Consider the following 15,654-nt stretch of genomic DNA (forward strand, 5'->3'; position numbering starts at 1 on the left):
TTGGATACTTAGACATCATCCAGCCCGCTTACCGATCAGAGTAACGTTGCTTCCGGCCTTCAATGCGTCGAGATAATCGGCCCATGCCTGCATCATCTTTTGGCGTTCGGCCATGTACTGCGCCCGGTTGTACACGGCGCGGACCTTGTTGCGTTCGGCATGCGCCAACTGACGTTCGATAACGTCGGTATTCCAGCCCATTTCATTGAGCCTAGACGAAGCAGTTGCGCGAAACCCATGCGCGGTCATTTCGTCTTTTGAGTAACCCAGCCGGCGAAGCGCGGCATTCAGGGTGTTCTCCGATAAGCAGCGATCCGCAGATCGCAGCGACGGGAACACATAGCGGCTACGCGCGCTTAGCGGCTGGATTTCGCGCAGGATCGCGATGGCTTGTTCGGACAACGGCACGACGTGCGCGTCTTTCATTTTCATTTTTTCGGCAGGGATACGCCATTCGGCCGCATCGAAGTCGATTTCGGACCACTCCATCGCGCGGATGTTGCCGGGCCGCTGGAACGTCAGCGCGGACAGCTGCAACGCGGCGCGGGTCAGCGGTTCGCCATCGTAGCCGTCCATCGACAGCAGCAAGCCGCGAATCTTGCCCGGATCGATGATCGCGGCGTGCGACTTGCTCGGGATCGGGGCCAGCGCACCGCGAAGGTCGGCGGTCGGGTCACGTTCGGCGCGACCTGTCGCCACCGCATAGCGGAACACTTGCCCGAGCCGTTGCTTCACCCGGTGCGCTGTCTCGTGTCGGCCCTTCGATTCCACGGCGCGCAGCACCGCCAGAACTTCGGCCGGCTTGATGTCCGCAATCGGCCGGTCGTCCAGATCGGATGCAAAGTCGAACAGCCACGCCGATTTCGTCACGGTAACGGGCGACATTGTTTTAGCCTGCATCTCGGACCACTCATCGCGCACAGCGGCGAAGGTGTTGGCATGCGCGGCCACCAGTGCGCCTTTCGCGGCCTTCCGGGTCGCGCCGGGGTCTGCCCCTTCCCGTAGCAGCGCACGGGCCTTGTCGCGCTTGTCGCGCGCTTCCCGGAGGGTGACGGCCGGATAGACGCCCATCGACAGCGTTTTGCGCTTGCCGGCGAAGCGGTAGTCGAAGCGCCACCACTTCCCTTCGCTCGGCAGGGAGGGCAAGAGCAGGTAGAGCCCGGCGGCGTCGGCCAGCTTCTGCGGCTTCTCGGCGTTCTTCGCCCGGCGGATTGCGGTATCGGTAAGCATGACGGTAAGTCCTGCGACGGTATGCGAGTTACCGTGGAACTTACCGGCGATAGTGGCGGTATGCAACGACCCCCCATGGGGGTCAATGCGAGGCATAGGGGGAGGGTTATCCCTACAGGATCAATGACTTAGATCGATATTGCGACATCGTGCGACGGTGTAATGGTGCCCGGAGCCGGAATCGAACCGGCATGGCCTCGCGGCCGGCGGATTTTAAGTCCGATGCGTCTACCAGTTTCGCCATCCGGGCCGGCACGCTAGCCTGCCTGAGCGCGAACGCGAATGGAACCGCCTCGGTCCCGGCGCGTCATGCCGCGGCGGGAAGGCCGCAACGCAAAAGCCCCGGCGGACCGGGGCTTTCGTCGACGGACTGGAGCGGGAAAAGGGGCTCGAACCCTCGACCTCAACCTTGGCAAGGTTGCGCTCTACCAACTGAGCTATTCCCGCAAAACGAACTTTCACCCTGAACCGTACCGCGTCCGGGATGGAGGCCTGGGTCGGAATCGAACCGGCGTACACGGATTTGCAATCCGCTGCATGACCACTCTGCCACCAGGCCGGTGACGCCCCGACCCTTCGTTCGACGCGTCGAATCGACTGGCCGACAAGACAGAACCCCGAGAAACCGGGGTTCGCGGCTGAATCTGGAGCGGGAAAAGGGGCTCGAACCCTCGACCTCAACCTTGGCAAGGTTGCGCTCTACCAACTGAGCTATTCCCGCTTGGGAGGCGAAATTTTACCCTTCGCCGACTGCGTGTCAACACTTGTCTTTTCAGCCGCGCGCATGATCGGCCACGCCGCGTGCAGGTAGGCGAACCCCGACCACAACGTCAGCAACGCGGCGATCGCCAGCAGCCAGTCGCCGAGGACGAAGATCTCCCGGCCCATCCACGGCAGCGCGCGCGCGGGCTGGTCGGGCGTCACCGAATACAGCAGGCACAGCAGCGCGACCATCTGCGCGATGGTCTTGATCTTGCCGATCGCCGCGACCTTCACCGTGGCGCGCTGGCCCAGTTCGGCCATCCATTCGCGCAGTGCCGACACCGCGATCTCGCGGCCGACGATCACCGCGGCCCAGAACGCCATCCACGGCGTGGGGTGCCCCTGCACGATCAGGAACAGGGCCACGGCGACGATCAGCTTGTCGGCCACCGGGTCGAGGAACGCGCCGAACGCCGAATACTGGTGGTAGCGGCGCGCGATCCAGCCGTCGAGCCAGTCGGTGATCGAGGCCAGGCCGAACACCAGCGCGGCGGCGAAGTTCGTCCACTTGAACGGCAGGTAGAACACCAGCACCAGCACCGGGATCATCAGGATCCGCAGCAGCGTGAGCCAGGTGGGAATGGTCAACTTCATCGGGGGAATCAATCCTGTCGGCGGTCGGAACCGCCTGCATCCAGTCCGTGTAGGGTCGCATAGATGCGTTGCGCGAGGGCCGCATTGATGCCTTCGACCTGCGCGATCTGCTCGGCGCCGGCAGCCTTCAGGCCGCCCAGTCCACCGAAATGCTTGAGCAGGCTGGCGCGCCGGCGCGGGCCGATGCCGGCGATGTCCTCGAGCCGGCTGGTGTTGCGCGCCTTCTGCCGGCGGCCGCGATGGCCGGTGATCGCGAACCGGTGCGCCTCGTCGCGCACCTGCTGGATCAGCTGCAGGCCGGGCGACGCGGCACCCGGCTTGAGCTCGCGCCCGTCCGGCAGCAGCAGGGTCTCGTCGCCGGGCTTGCGCGCCTCGCCCTTGGCCACGCCGACCAGGCAGATGCCGGGGATGCCCAGTGCATCGAGCACCGCGCGTGCCTGCGCGACCTGCCCTGCGCCGCCGTCGATCAGCAGCACGTCGGGCAGCACCGCGTCGGGCAACAAACGGCCGTCGTCGCCGACCGCCTTGCGGAAGCGACGGGTCAGTGCCTGGTGCATGGCCGCGTAGTCGTCGCCGGGTTCGATGCCGGCGATGTTGTAGCGCCGGTACTGGCCGCGCACCGGCCCCTGCGCATCGAACACCACGCACGAGGCCACGGTGGCCTCGCCCATCGTGTGGCTGATGTCGAAACATTCGATGCGCTGCGCCGGCGCCGCCAGGCCGAGCAGCTCGCGCAGCGACTCGGCGCGCGCGGTCTGCGCCGCCTGGCTGCCGAGCTCGCCGGCCAGCGCGATCTCGGCATTGCGCCGGGCCAGGTCCAGGTACCGCGCACGGTCGCCGCGCACGCTGGTCTTGATCTGCACCCGCCGTCCTGCCGCCTCGCCGAGCGCCTGCTCGAGCAGCGGCACGTCGTCGATCGCGCGGTCGAGCACGATCTCGCGCGGCGGCGTCTGTTCGGCGTAGTGCTGGGAGACGAACGCGGCCAGCACCTCGGCCGGGTCGTCGCTGCCGTTGGTCCGCGGATGGAAGGCGCGGGTGCCGAGGTTGCGGCCGTCGCGGAACGCCAGCAGCAGCACGCAGGCCTGGGTGCCCTGCATCGCGCAGGCCAGCACGTCGAGCTCGGCGACCCTGCCGTCGACGTATTGCCGTGCCTGCATGCCGCGGATGTTGCCCAGCAGGTCGCGCAGGCGCGCGGCCTCCTCGAAGTCCAGCCGCTCGGCCGCGGCTTCCATGTCGCGGGTGACCTCGTCGGTCAGCGCGTCGCTGCGGCCATCGAGGAACAGCGAGGCGCGGCGCACCGAGTCGGCATAGTCGCGTGCCGACACCAGGCCGACGCACGGCGCGGTACAGCGGCCGATCTGGTGCTGCAGGCACGGCCGCGAGCGGTTGCGGAACACGCTGTCCTCGCAGTTGCGCAGCTTGAACAGCTTCTGCATCAGGTTCAGCGTCTCGCGCACCGCGGTCACGCCCGGATACGGCCCGAAGTAGCGGCCCGGCACGTTGCGCGGCCCGCGGTGCACCGCGATGCGCGGCCACGGCTCGCTGGTCAGCAGCACGTAGGGATAGCTCTTGTCGTCGCGCAGCGAGACGTTGTAGCGCGGCTTCAGCGACTTGATCAGCTGGTTTTCCAGCAGCAGCGCCTCGGCCTCGGTCCGGGTGACCGTGACTTCCATGCGCGCGATCTGGGCGATCATCGCCATCGTCCGCGCCGGCTTGGGCGTGGCGCCGAAATAGCTGGCGACGCGCTTGCGCAGGTCGGCGGCCTTGCCGACGTAAAGCACCGAATCGTCGGCGGCGAGCATGCGGTAGACGCCCGGCGCGGTGCTCAGGCCGGCGACGAAGGCCTTGCCGTCGAATGCGTTGCCACGACCGCGCACGGTGCCTGGTTTCCCGGTCACTGGCTGTCCGGTCATTCGCCTATCGGGACATGCCGCAGCGTGCCGCTGGCCGGGTCCAGGCGCAGCACGGCATGTGCGTCGGTATCGGCGATCCACACCGCGTCCGCCGACACCGCCAGCCCGCCGGGCGCGTGCAGGCGCTGCGGCAGATCGAACGTCGCCAGTTCGCCGCCGCCGAGCCGCAGCTGGCGCAGGCTGTCGTTGCCGCTGTCGGCGATCCACAGCACCGGCGCGTCGGGCGCCAGCGCGATCGCCTGCGGATGCTGCAGCCGCGCATCGGTGCGCGGCCCGTCGACCCGTCCGAATTCCCAGGCATCGGCGCCCAGCAGGGTCGACACCTGGCCGGTGCGCAGGTGCACGCTGCGGATCGCCGAACCGGCCGCGTCGCAGACATACAGGGTCTGCTGCACGCAGGCCAGCGCCGCGGGCTCGGCGAAACTGGCGCTGGCCGACGGCCCGTCGTTGACCCCCAGCACGCCGTTGCCGGCCAGCAGCGAGATGGCCGGGTTGCCCAGATCGAGCTTCCAGATGCGGTTGTCGCCGGCGGTGGCGATGAACAGCTTGTCGCCGGACAGCGCGATCGCACGCGGCTGGTCCAGCGCGACGGCACGCGGGTCGCCGAGCGGCCCTTCGCATGTTTCCCCGGGGCGCCCCGCGCCGCAGACCGTGGTGATGTCGCCGCTGCGCAGGTCGATGCGGCGCACGGCATGGTTGCCGGTGTCGGCGACATACAGTACGTCGCGGCCGACGAACAGGCCGTGCGGCCGGGTCAATGCCCCCAGCTCCATCGGCCCGTCGATGAAACCCGGGCTGCCGCTGCCGAACTGGCGCAGCACCCGGCCGCTGGCATCGCATTCGAGCACGCGGTGATGGCCGCTGTCTGCGACATACAGGTAGTTGCCGGACAGGGCCAGCCCGACCGGGAAGCACAACGGCAGCGGCGACTCGCCGCTGCGCCGCAGGCGGATCGGCGCGGCGTTGCGCAGGCGCGGCGTCAGTTCGCCGGCGAGCGCGGCGACCCGGGCATCGAGTTCGCGGATGCCGCCCTCGCCGACGATGCGCTCGCGGATCGCGCCATCGCCGTCGATCAGGACCACGGTCGGCCAGGCGTCGATGCCGTACTGCTGCCACAGCGTCCAGTCGGCATCGTGCGCGACCGGGAACTCGTACTGCTGGCGGTGCACGCGCTTGGCACTGCGGCGCGGATCGCGCTCGGCATCGAAACGCGGCACGTGCACGGCCACGACATTCAGACGCTCGGCATGCCGGCTGCGCAGGTAGCCCAGGTCGGCCAGCCGCTGCTGCGACCAGGCCGAGCCGAGGTTGACGAACGCCAGCGCGCAGACCTTGCCGCCCAGTTGCGCCATGCGCAGGGGGTCACTCAGGTTCAGCCATTCCAGGCTGTCCGGAAACTCGGGCGCGGGCGCAGCGTCGGTCATGGCGCGGATTATGCGCGATCCCGCGACGCCCCGCCTTCCATCCGGGCGACGATCGCGGCGGCGGCCGCGTCGACCTGCCACCAGACCGATTCGAAGCCGGCGGCAGCGCCGGTATACGGATCCGGCACGTCGCCACCGCCGGTACCGGCCCAGTCCAGCAGCAGCGCCGCCTGCGCCGGACTGCCCGGGGGCCGCCGCGACTCGACGATGCGCAGGGTGCTGGCGTCGGCGCACAGCAACACGTCGAAGGCGTCGAAATCCGCATCGCACAGGCTGCGCGCACGCAGGCCGGCAATGTCGACCCCGTGGCTGGCCGCGTTGCGGATCGCCCTCGGGTCCGGCGGCTCGCCGACATGCCAGTCGCCGGTGCCGCAGGAATCGACCACCACCCGGTCGTCCAGGCCGCGCGCCGCCCGCAGGCGCGCACGCAGCGCGCCTTCGGCCATCGGCGAACGGCAGATGTTGCCCAGGCAGACGATCAGCAGGCGCATCATCCGGTTCTACCCGCCGCCAGACGGGCCTCGGCGCGCGCGAGGTCCTCCGGGGTGTCGACCCCGGGCGGGAACGGCGACGGCGCGATGCCGACCGCGACCGCATGGCCGGCCTCCAGCACCCGCAGCTGTTCCAGCATCTCGACCTGCTCCAGCACCCCCGGCGGCATCGCCGCGAACGTTTTCAGGAAACCCGTGCGATAGCCGTAGATGCCGATGTGCCGCCACCAGTCGCCGGCCGGCAGCACGCCGCGGTCGCGCAGGAACGCGTCGCGCGGCCACGGCACCGGCGCCCGGCTGAAGTACAGCGCATGGCCGCGCGCGTCGCGCACGACCTTGACGGTGTTGGGATCGAACAGCGCGTCGACGCCATCGATCGCGGTCGCCAGCGTCGCCAGCGCGACCTGCGGCTGCCGCGCCAGCGCGGCGACCGCGCGGATGCCGTCGACCGGCGCGAAGGGTTCGTCGCCCTGCAGGTTGACGACGACGATGTCGTCGTCCCAGCCGGCGATGGCGGCGCATTCGGCCAGCCGGTCGGTGCCCGAGGGATGCGCATCGGAGGTCATCGCCACCCGCACCGGCGTGCCGGCCAGCGCATCGCGCACGCGCGCGTCGTCGGTCGCCACCCAGACCTCGCGCGCACCGGCGGCCAGCGCCCGCTCGGCGACGTGCAGCACCAGCGGGCGGCCGCCGAGCGGTTGCAGCGGCTTGCCGGGCAGACGGGTCGAGGCGTAGCGCGCCGGGATGGCGACGACGAAATCGGAAGGTGGCGTCATCCGCCAATTCTGGCATGGCATGGGTTGCGTCGCCTGCCGTGGGCGACCGGGCGCGGCGGCTACCGCGCCAGCGCGCGCAGACGGTCGAGCAAGGCGATCCAGAACGCCTCGGGCAGCTGCGCGCTGACCGGCACGCTGAAATGCCGCTCGCCGACGAAGCGCATGCACTTCACCGCGTCCTTCTCGGTCATCAACACCGGCAGGTCGCTGCCGAACTGCAGGTCCTCGGCGCTGTAGCGATGGTGGTCGTCGAAAGCGTGCGGCACCACGGCGATGCCGGCCTCGCGCAGCGTGTCGAAGAACCGCTCGGGATGGCCGATGCCGGCGACGGCATGCACGCGCTGGCCGGCGAATGCCGACAGCGGCAACGGCCGTCCACCGGCCAGCGGCAGCACGCGGCCGGTCTGCAGCCGCATCGGCCATTCGCCGAAGCCCGCCTCGAGCGCGTCGTCGACGCCGGTGTTGAGCACGCGGAAATCGCAGCCGGCGCTGCGCGCGGCCGGTTCGCGCATCGGGCCGGCGGGGATCAGCCAGCCGTTGCCGTAGCGGCGGCGGCCGTCGATGACCTCGATCTCCAGGTCGCGGCGCAGCCGGTAGTGCTGCAGGCCGTCGTCGCAGACCACGACATCGCAGCCGGCTTCGATCAGCTTCCTGGCCGCGCGCACCCGATCCTTGTCGACACGCACGAATGCGCCGGTCCGCGCCGCGATCAGCACCGGCTCGTCGCCGCCCAGGCGCGGATCGGTGGTGGCCTCGACCCAGCGCGGCGTCCCGGCCTGTTCGCGGCCGTAGCCGCGGCTGGCGACGCCCGGGGTCCAGCCCTCGGCGCGCAGGCGCTCGACGACGGCGATCGTCAACGGCGTCTTGCCGCTGCCGCCGGCGATCAGGTTGCCGATCACCACGACCGGGCGCGCGACCTTCCTCGGCCGCAGCAGCTTCAGGCGCAGCCGCGTCGCGGCGCCGTACAGGCGCGCCAGCAGGCGCGCATGCAGCGGCGGACGGCTGCCGTCGAACCAGTACGCCGGCGGTTTCATCCGGGGCGGTCCCCGCCCTCGCCTTCGCGGAACTGCATGCGGTGCAGGTGCGCGTACAGCCCGCCCTTCGCGAGGAGTTCCTGGTGGGTGCCGTGTTCGACCAGCCGGCCCTGGTCGAGCACCAGCACCTGGTCGGCGTGCTCGATGGTCGACAGCCGGTGGGCGATGACCAGCGTGGTGCGGTCGGGCATGAGGTGGTCGAGCGCGTCCTGCACCAGGCGCTCGGATTCGGTGTCGAGCGCGGCGGTGGCCTCGTCGAGGATCAGGATCGGCGCGTCCTTGAGCATCGCCCGCGCGATCGCCAGCCGCTGGCGCTGGCCGCCGGACAGCCGGCCGCCACGGCTGCCGATGCCGCTGTCGAGCCTGCCCGGCAGCTTGTCGACGAATTCCATCGCGTTGGCGCCGCGGATCGCCGCCTCCAGCGCCTCGGGGCCGACGCCGGCCATCTCGCCATAGGCCACGTTGGCGGCCACGGTGTCGTCGAACAGCATCACCTGCTGGCCGACCAGCGCGATCTGCCGGCGCACGTCGGCGATGCGGTAGTCGTGCAGCGGGTGGCCGTCGAGCAGGATCTCGCCGCTCTCGTAGTCGTAGAAACGCGGGATCAGCTTGATCAGCGTCGACTTGCCGCTGCCGGACCGGCCGATGATCGCGGTCACGGTGCCCGGCCTGGCGACGAAGCTGACATCGCGCAAGGCCGGTTCCGGCTGGCCGGGATAACGCGCGGTGACGTGGCGGAACTCGATCTCGCCACGCGCGCGGACCAGCGGCCGGGTGCCGGTATCGATCTCGTCGTCTGCGTCGAGGATGCTGAACAGGCGCTCGGCCGAGGCCACGCCCCGCTGCAGCATGTTCTGCACGTTGGTCAGCTGCTTGAGCGAGGGGATGATCGCCATCATCGCGATCATCAGCGCGACGAAGCCGCCGGCGGTCAGGCGCCCCTGCGAGGCCTCGTAGCCGGCGATGACGATCAGCAGCGCCAGGCCGACCGAGCCCATCAGCTGGACCACCGCCGAGGAGATCGCGCGCGTCGCCTCGACCTTGAGGTTGAGCCGCATGTGGGTATCGGCGACCTCGCGGTAGCGCGCGGCCTCGATCGCCTGGGCGCCGTAGATCTTCACTTCCTGCTGGTTGCTCAGGGTCTGGTCGGCGGTCTGCATCAGCGCCGCGGAACTGTCCTGGATGCTGTGGCTGACGCGGCGGTAGCGGCGCGCGACCTTGTCCATGATCCACGCCAGCGGCGGCGCGATGACCAGGATCGTCAGCGTCACCTGCCAGCTGGTCCACAGCATCACCACCAGCGAGGCGAGGATCTGCAGCGACTGCTGCAGCATGACCTTGGCGGCGTCGACCGCGGCCTGCGAGACCTGGTCGCTGTCGGAACCCAGCCGCACCAGCATCGACGGCACCGGCTCCGCGTCGAAGCGCATGCCCGGCAGCCGCAGGTACTTGCCCAGCACCATGACCCGCAGGTCGCGGGCGATGCCGCGGCCGGACTTGGCCATGTTGTAGTCGGCCATGTAGCCGGCGACGCCGCGCAGCACGAACAGGCCGATGATCGCCGCGGGCAGCCACAGGTTCACGCCGGCGTTGGCACCGACGAAGGTCTCGTCGATGATCGGTTCCATCATCTTGGTGAAGGCGCCACCGGCCACCGCCTCGATCAGCATGCCCAGCAGCGCGACCGACAGCAGGCCGCGGTACCCGGCCGCGAACCCCAGCAGGCGCCGGTAGACCGGCCACGCCCGGTCGGCGCGGGCCTCGGCGGTGGAAACGACCTCGCTGCGCGCCATGCCGTTCAGCGGCCCTGCGCCGCGCCGTCGGCGGCGGCGTTGCCGGCCTGCGGCGCGGTGGCGTTGGCGATGCGGGTGAAGCCCAACTGCCCGAGCGCGTCGTAGGCGGTGACCACCGCCTGCCACGGCGTGCGCGCGTCGGCGCGCAGCAGCACGGTGCGCTCGCGGTCGTCGCCGGCGACCTCGGCGATCGTGCGCTTCAGCGATTCGACATCGGTGCGCAGCGCCTCGCGATCATCGACGAAATAACGCCCGTCGGCGTTGATCAGCAGGCTCAGCGTGCCGGTCTGCGCATCGTTGCGCTGGCCGTCGGCCTGCGGCAGCTCGAGCTTGAGCACCGAGCGCGCGTCGAACGTGGTGGTGATGACGAAGAAGATGATCAGCACCAGGATCACGTCGATCAGCGGCACCAGGTTCAGCTCCGGGTTGTCCTCGGCGCGACGGTCGCGGATGCGCATGGCTCAGTCCTGCGCCGGCACGCCGGGCCGGCGGTTGCGCGGGTCGATGACGTCCATCAACGCGATCGCCTCGTGCTCCATCGCGACGATGTAGCCGTCGATGCGGGCGCGGAAATGGCGGTGGAACATCAGCGCCGGGACGGCGACGATCATGCCGGTCGCCGCGCACACCAGCGCCTTGCCGATGCCGCCGGCCAGCTGGTTGACGTCGCCGACGCCGTGGTCCATGACCCCGAGGAACATCTGGATCATGCCGACCACGGTGCCGAACAGGCCCAGCAGCGGCCCGGCCGCGGCGATCGTGCCGAGGGTGTTGAGGTAGCGCTCCATGCGGAAGGCAACGTGGCGGCCGACGTCCTCGACCCGCTCGCGGATCTCCTCGCGCGGCCGGTTGCGCACGTCCAGCGCCGCGGCCAGCAGCGCGCCCAGCGGCGAGGTGGCGCGCAGCGATTCGATGTGCGCGGGGTCGAGCACGCCACGCGCGGCCCAGACCCGGACCTCGTCGCCCAGCCCCGGCGGCAGCACGGCCTTGCGCCGCAGCGCCCAGAACCGCTCGACGATGATCGCCAGCGCCAGCGCCGACAGCAGCAGCAGCGGAATCATCGGCCAGCCGCCGGCCTTCACCAGTTCGAGCACGCAAACCCCTTCGGCCCGTGGCCGGTTCAATCCGGCCGATAGGATAGCGTAGCGGCCGCGTCGGCCTGCGCCCTGCCGGCGCGGCGCGTCGCATCCCACAGGCGGCGCTGGCGCTCGCGCCGTCCCTGCACCTCGATCCCGTCAGGCACCAGCCGGATCCGCAGCGCGCCCTGCCCGGCGGTATCGGCCACCGAGGCGCCCGCCCGGCGCCAGCGGTCGACCACGCCGGCCTGCGGATGGCCGAAGCGGTTGTCGTGGCCGGCCGACACCAGCACGTGCCGCGCGCCGCTGGCGTCGACGAAGGCCGGATCCGACGAACCGCCGCTGCCGTGGTGCGCGGCCAACACAACGTCGGCGCGCAGCGCATCGGCGTCGCGATGCACCAGCAGGCGCTCGACGACCGCGTCGATGTCGCCCGGCAGCAACGCACTGCCATGCGCGGTCTCGATCCGCAGCACGCAACTGGAAGGATTGCGAAATGGCGGAAAATACAGGTCCGGATGCAGGAAACGGAAATCGACGCCGTCCATTCGCCACCCACCGCCCATCAGGCAGGGCGCGGCCCCCGCGATGCCCTCGTGGCGCGGCGCGAACACCACCGGCGCGTCGAAACGCCGCTGCACCGCCGCGAAGCCGCCGACGTGGTCGGCATCGGCGTGGCTGACCACCACCGCGTCGAGCCGGCGCACGCCCAGCGCGTGCAATGCCGGCACCACGACCCGCTCGCCGGCATCGAAGCCGTCGGGGACCGCCGGGCCGGCATCGTAGAGCACCGCGTGACCGGCAGTGCGCACCAGCACCGACAGGCCCTGGCCGACGTCCAGCACCACCAGCTCGGCCTCGCCGTGACGCGGCAGGTCGCGATCTGGCCACAGCAGCGGCAGCCACAGCAGGGCCGCCAGCCATTTGCCCGGCACGCCGCGTGGCAGCAGCAGCCAGAACGCGGCGACCAGCGCCAGCGGCAACGCGAACCAGCGCGGCTCCGGCAGCCACCACAGAGCGAAGGGGCTGGATGCCAGCCAGTCGAACAACGGCCAGCTCAGGTCGAACGCCCGTGCCGCCAGCCACCACGCCCAGTCGCCGCTGCCGCTGGCCACCGCCTCCAGCCCGGTGCCGAGCAGCGCCAGCGGCACGACGACCAGGCTCCACCACGGAATCGCGACCAGGTTGGCCAGCGGTCCGGCCAGCGAGGCCTGGCCGAACAGGATCACCGTCAGCGGCAGCAGGCCCAGCGTCGCGACCCATTGCGAGGCCAGCAGGCCGCGCAGCAGCGACAGTTCGCGCGCATCGGGCAGGCACCAGACCAGCCACGCGACGCCGGCGAAGCTGAGCCAGAAACCGGCCGACAGCACCGCCATCGGATCGACCAGCACCACCGCGATCGCCGCATAAGCCAGCGCATCGGAGATCCGCAGGTGCCGCCGCGCCAGCCGCGCGACCACGACCACGGCGATCATCAGCACCGTGCGCACCGTCGGCAGTTCCCAGCCGGCGACCGCGGCATAGAACGTGGCGCCCAGCAGGGCGACGATCGCCGCCGCCTGCGGACGCGGCAGGCGGCGGCCGAGCCCCGGCAGCAGCCACCACAGCCCGGTCGCCAAAAGCGCGAAGAAGCCGCCGACCATGCCGACATGGAAGCCGGAGATCGCGACCAGGTGGGTCAGCCCGGTCGCGCGCAATGCCTCCCAGTCGGTGTCGGCCAGCATCCGCGTATCGCCGATCGCCAGCGCGCGGACGTAGCGTGCCGCCTCGCCGTCGACCGCGGCATCGATGCGCCGGGCCACCGCATCGCGCCATGCATCGACGCCCTGCCCGGTCGCCGTGCGCGCCAGCGGCTCGCGCGAACGCACATAACCGACCGCAGCGATCCGCCGCGCCATCGCGTGCTTCTCGCCGTCGAACCAGCCGGGATTGCGCAGCCCGCGCGGCGCGCGCACGCGCGCGGTGAACGTCCAGTCGCTGCCCGCGGCGATGTCGAACCGGCGCGAGTCGGCGTCGTCGCGGTCGTCGTACCACGACAGGCGCAGCAGGCGACCACGCAACGCGGCGGGGATCGCGTCATCCGCATCGACCCGGAACAGGAAATGGGTGCGCTGCGGCTCATGGACAGGCAACTGCACCACCCGGCCGCTGATCGCGACATCCGCACGCGCCATGGACGCGGGCAGCTGCAGCGACAGGCTGTGTGCGGCATGCAGGCCGCACAGCGCCGCGCCAACCACCAGCGCACCGGCAAAACGGAACCAGCGCCGCCCGCGCACCCAGCCGAACGCACCACCGGCCAGCGCCATCCCCAACCCCCACGCCGGTGGCAACGCCGGCAGCAGCAGGCACCCGGTCGCGCCACCGACCAGCGCGACCGCCACCGCGATGCCGATTGGCGCGAATGGATGCGCCGTCGGCGCCCGCACAGCGTTCACTCCCGTGCCATGCGGTCGAGCGGACTGACCACCCCGAGCCCGCCGCGATCGAGGCCATGCGCATGGATCTGCGTGGTCGCCACATCCTTGTGCCCGGGTAGCGCCTGCACGGTGCGGATGTCGTGACCCGCCTCCGGCAGATGCGTCGCGAAGCAGTGCCGAAACGTATGGCAACTGGCCGGCTTGACCAGCCCCGCCTCCCGCACCGCCCGCTTCACCGCACGCTGCAGTCCCTTCTCGTCGCGATGATGGCGACGCGCGATGCCGCTGCGTGGATCGAGACTGCGGCGGCTGGCGGGGAATACGTACTGCCAACCCAACTCCCGTCCCGCACCGGGGAACTTCCGCGCCAGCGCCTGCGGCAGCCAGACCTCGCCCGCACCTGCCGCCAGGTCGCGCGCATGCAGGCGCCGTGCTTCCTCCACCTGCAACTGCAGCGTGGCATGCAGCCGCGCCGGCAGCATCGTGCGCCTGTCCCTGCCGCCCTTGCCGTCCCGCACCAGCACCTCGTGACGGGCGAAATCCAGGTCCCTGACCCGCAACCGCACGCATTCCATCAGCCGCATGCCCGTGCCGTACAGCAGCGCCGCCATCGTCGAATGCACCCCCGACATCCCGCCCAGCACCGCCTGCACTTCCTGCTGCGACAACACGACCGGCAAGCGCTGCGGCTTCTTCGCCCGCCGCACCGCCTCCATCCACGGCAGGTCCACGCCCAGCACCTCGCGATACAGGAACAGCAGCGCCGCCAATGCCTGGTTCTGCGTGGACGCGGCCACGTTGCCGTGCACCGCCAGCGCCGTCAGGAACCGCTCCACCTCGGCGCCACCGAGCAGCCGCGGATGCCGCTTGCCGTTGGCCAGGATGAACCGCCGGATCCAGCCGAGATACGCGTCCTCCGTGCGGCGCGCCATGCCCAGGCGACGCATGCGCGCCACCACCTGTTCCAGCAACCGCGGCGCACGCACGGGCCCCGCCGACCCGACATACCCGCCGCTTGTCGACCTCACACCCCGGTGATAGCGTTCCATGGCCCCGATCTCCGATCCATCAGACCCGGAGATTAGGCACCCGATTTAGGCACCCGTATCGCGACAAACCGTTGATTGGTGTAGGGAAACCCTGATCCGGAACCAGAGCGGGACCGGGTTAGGCCGCTGGATTACAGGTCAATATGACTTCGAATAGGCGTTAAGCCGCTATGAAGTACGTTGCACGACCTCGAGAGTTCAGGTGTCCAGACATGCATACCATCGGGTGCATTTCTGGTGGGGAATTAGCGAGAGGAGATGCAATGCCGCTACCCGACCGAGTCGAGATTGAACTTGAGCCAGGTAGTGAGCACTGCATGATGTATCGGTATACTCGGACCGGGGATCTCTGTAATGACACATGGCATGAGGATTTGGACGCAGCGTTTATGCAGGCCGAGCATGAGTACGGTCTTAGCGCCTCTGATTTCCTTGCAGTTCATGAGGGCCAGCCGGACAGCAGCCGTGGCGGTACGGCCTAACAATTCATTCAAGCCGACGCCACTTCGCAGCGCGGCTTAATTCAGGCGTTAGGGGGCAGCTTGGATAGATCACGCAAGATCAACTTGGCTCTTTCCATTACCGCCATAGCTTGCTTCCTGCTCGCTGGTTACGCATACCTGCAAGCAGCGGCCTCCTACTCGTTGTCCTTCGCATTCTGTACTGAGCCGGGCACAGCCAATGCGGCAACAGAAAGGTGTCGCGCACCGTTGCTGTACGGCTACGCTTTCTGGGCGCTACTAGGCTCTGGCGTGGCGCTCTCTACGGTCGCAATTATTCGGGGTAGGCGTCATCGTGCCGCATCCCCCTAACAATTCATTCAAGCCGACGCCGCTTCGCGGCGCGGCTTAATTCAGGCGTTAGGTGTGATCTCTCAGTAGGTTGTTCATCCGGGGCATCTCTGGAAGATGGGGGTTACGAAGCCAACCCAGCCCCCAGGAGCCCCGGATGAACCTGCATAAACATGCCCGTTTGAGCCCTCGCGGTCGAGCCCTGCTCGTGGATCGCATCCTTGCTCATGGTCTGCGGGTGGAAGAAGCGGCGCATGCGGCCGGCGTCAGTGTCCGCACGGCCTACAAGTGGCTCAAGCGG

The 15,654-nt window shown here is 69.6% G+C and carries 13 protein-coding genes and 4 tRNA genes; 1 reads left to right on the plus strand and 16 read right to left on the minus strand.

The window, feature by feature from the left end:
* Positions 1-15: 15 nt before the first annotated feature.
* From LDO26_RS05865 to LDO26_RS05940, 16 genes are all read right to left on the minus strand, one after another.
* Positions 16-1,230 carry a tyrosine-type recombinase/integrase gene (locus LDO26_RS05865; protein ID WP_232130130.1) on the minus strand — a complete coding sequence of 405 codons (1,215 nt, stop codon included), beginning with the start codon at positions 1,228-1,230 and terminating at the stop codon, positions 16-18.
* Between the two features lie 163 nt (positions 1,231-1,393).
* A tRNA-Leu gene (locus LDO26_RS05870) sits at positions 1,394-1,480 on the minus strand.
* Between the two features lie 121 nt (positions 1,481-1,601).
* A tRNA-Gly gene (locus tag LDO26_RS05875) sits at positions 1,602-1,677 on the minus strand.
* Between the two features lie 38 nt (positions 1,678-1,715).
* Positions 1,716-1,789, minus strand: a tRNA-Cys gene (locus LDO26_RS05880).
* Between the two features lie 86 nt (positions 1,790-1,875).
* Positions 1,876-1,951: transfer RNA gene (locus LDO26_RS05885), tRNA-Gly, on the minus strand.
* Positions 1,942-2,586 carry a CDP-diacylglycerol--glycerol-3-phosphate 3-phosphatidyltransferase gene (gene pgsA / locus LDO26_RS05890; protein WP_232130131.1) on the minus strand — a complete coding sequence of 215 codons (645 nt, stop codon included), beginning with the start codon at positions 2,584-2,586 and terminating at the stop codon, positions 1,942-1,944. The genes LDO26_RS05885 and pgsA overlap by 10 nt, the downstream gene beginning before the upstream one ends.
* A gap of 8 nt (positions 2,587-2,594) precedes the next feature.
* A complete protein-coding gene (uvrC, locus tag LDO26_RS05895; RefSeq protein WP_232130132.1) occupies positions 2,595-4,499 on the minus strand; it encodes an excinuclease ABC subunit UvrC in 1,905 nt (634 codons plus the stop codon).
* Positions 4,496-5,923: a thioredoxin-like domain-containing protein gene (locus LDO26_RS05900; RefSeq protein ID WP_232130133.1), complete on the minus strand. Its 1,428-nt coding sequence runs from the start codon at positions 5,921-5,923 to the stop codon at positions 4,496-4,498. The genes uvrC and LDO26_RS05900 overlap by 4 nt, the downstream gene beginning before the upstream one ends.
* Positions 5,924-5,931: 8 nt before the next feature.
* The gene (locus tag LDO26_RS05905) at positions 5,932-6,414 is read right to left on the minus strand and encodes a low molecular weight protein-tyrosine-phosphatase (protein ID WP_232130134.1); all 483 of its coding nucleotides are present in this window, start codon (positions 6,412-6,414) and stop codon (positions 5,932-5,934) included.
* Positions 6,414-7,190 carry a 3-deoxy-manno-octulosonate cytidylyltransferase gene (gene kdsB / locus LDO26_RS05910; RefSeq protein WP_232130135.1) on the minus strand — a complete coding sequence of 259 codons (777 nt, stop codon included), beginning with the start codon at positions 7,188-7,190 and terminating at the stop codon, positions 6,414-6,416. Before kdsB ends, LDO26_RS05905 begins: the two co-directional genes overlap by 1 nt.
* A 59-nt stretch (positions 7,191-7,249) precedes the next feature.
* On the minus strand, positions 7,250-8,224 hold the full coding sequence (lpxK, locus tag LDO26_RS05915) for a tetraacyldisaccharide 4'-kinase (RefSeq protein WP_232130136.1): 975 nt from the start codon (positions 8,222-8,224) through the stop codon (positions 7,250-7,252).
* The gene (msbA, locus tag LDO26_RS05920; RefSeq protein WP_232130137.1) at positions 8,221-10,017 is read right to left on the minus strand and encodes a lipid A export permease/ATP-binding protein MsbA; all 1,797 of its coding nucleotides are present in this window, start codon (positions 10,015-10,017) and stop codon (positions 8,221-8,223) included. Before msbA ends, lpxK begins: the two co-directional genes overlap by 4 nt.
* Positions 10,018-10,022: 5 nt before the next feature.
* Positions 10,023-10,475: an ExbD/TolR family protein gene (locus tag LDO26_RS05925; protein ID WP_232130138.1), complete on the minus strand. Its 453-nt coding sequence runs from the start codon at positions 10,473-10,475 to the stop codon at positions 10,023-10,025.
* 3 nt (positions 10,476-10,478) lie between these two features.
* Positions 10,479-11,111 carry a MotA/TolQ/ExbB proton channel family protein gene (locus LDO26_RS05930; RefSeq protein WP_232130139.1) on the minus strand — a complete coding sequence of 211 codons (633 nt, stop codon included), beginning with the start codon at positions 11,109-11,111 and terminating at the stop codon, positions 10,479-10,481.
* Between the two features lie 26 nt (positions 11,112-11,137).
* Positions 11,138-13,531, minus strand: a complete 2,394-nt coding sequence (locus LDO26_RS05935; protein ID WP_232130140.1) for a DNA internalization-related competence protein ComEC/Rec2 — start codon at positions 13,529-13,531, stop codon at positions 11,138-11,140.
* Positions 13,528-14,562, minus strand: a complete 1,035-nt coding sequence (locus LDO26_RS05940; RefSeq protein WP_255682032.1) for an integron integrase — start codon at positions 14,560-14,562, stop codon at positions 13,528-13,530. The genes LDO26_RS05935 and LDO26_RS05940 overlap by 4 nt, the downstream gene beginning before the upstream one ends.
* Positions 14,563-15,510: 948 nt before the next feature.
* On the opposite strand from LDO26_RS05940, the gene LDO26_RS05945 reads away from it, so the two are divergent.
* Positions 15,511-15,654 (plus strand): leucine zipper domain-containing protein (locus LDO26_RS05945; RefSeq protein WP_232130160.1); only part of this gene is annotated, 144 nt, incomplete at its 3' end.

Source organism: Proluteimonas luteida (genome assembly GCF_021191695.1).
GTDB lineage: Bacteria > Pseudomonadota > Gammaproteobacteria > Xanthomonadales > Xanthomonadaceae > Luteimonas > Luteimonas luteida.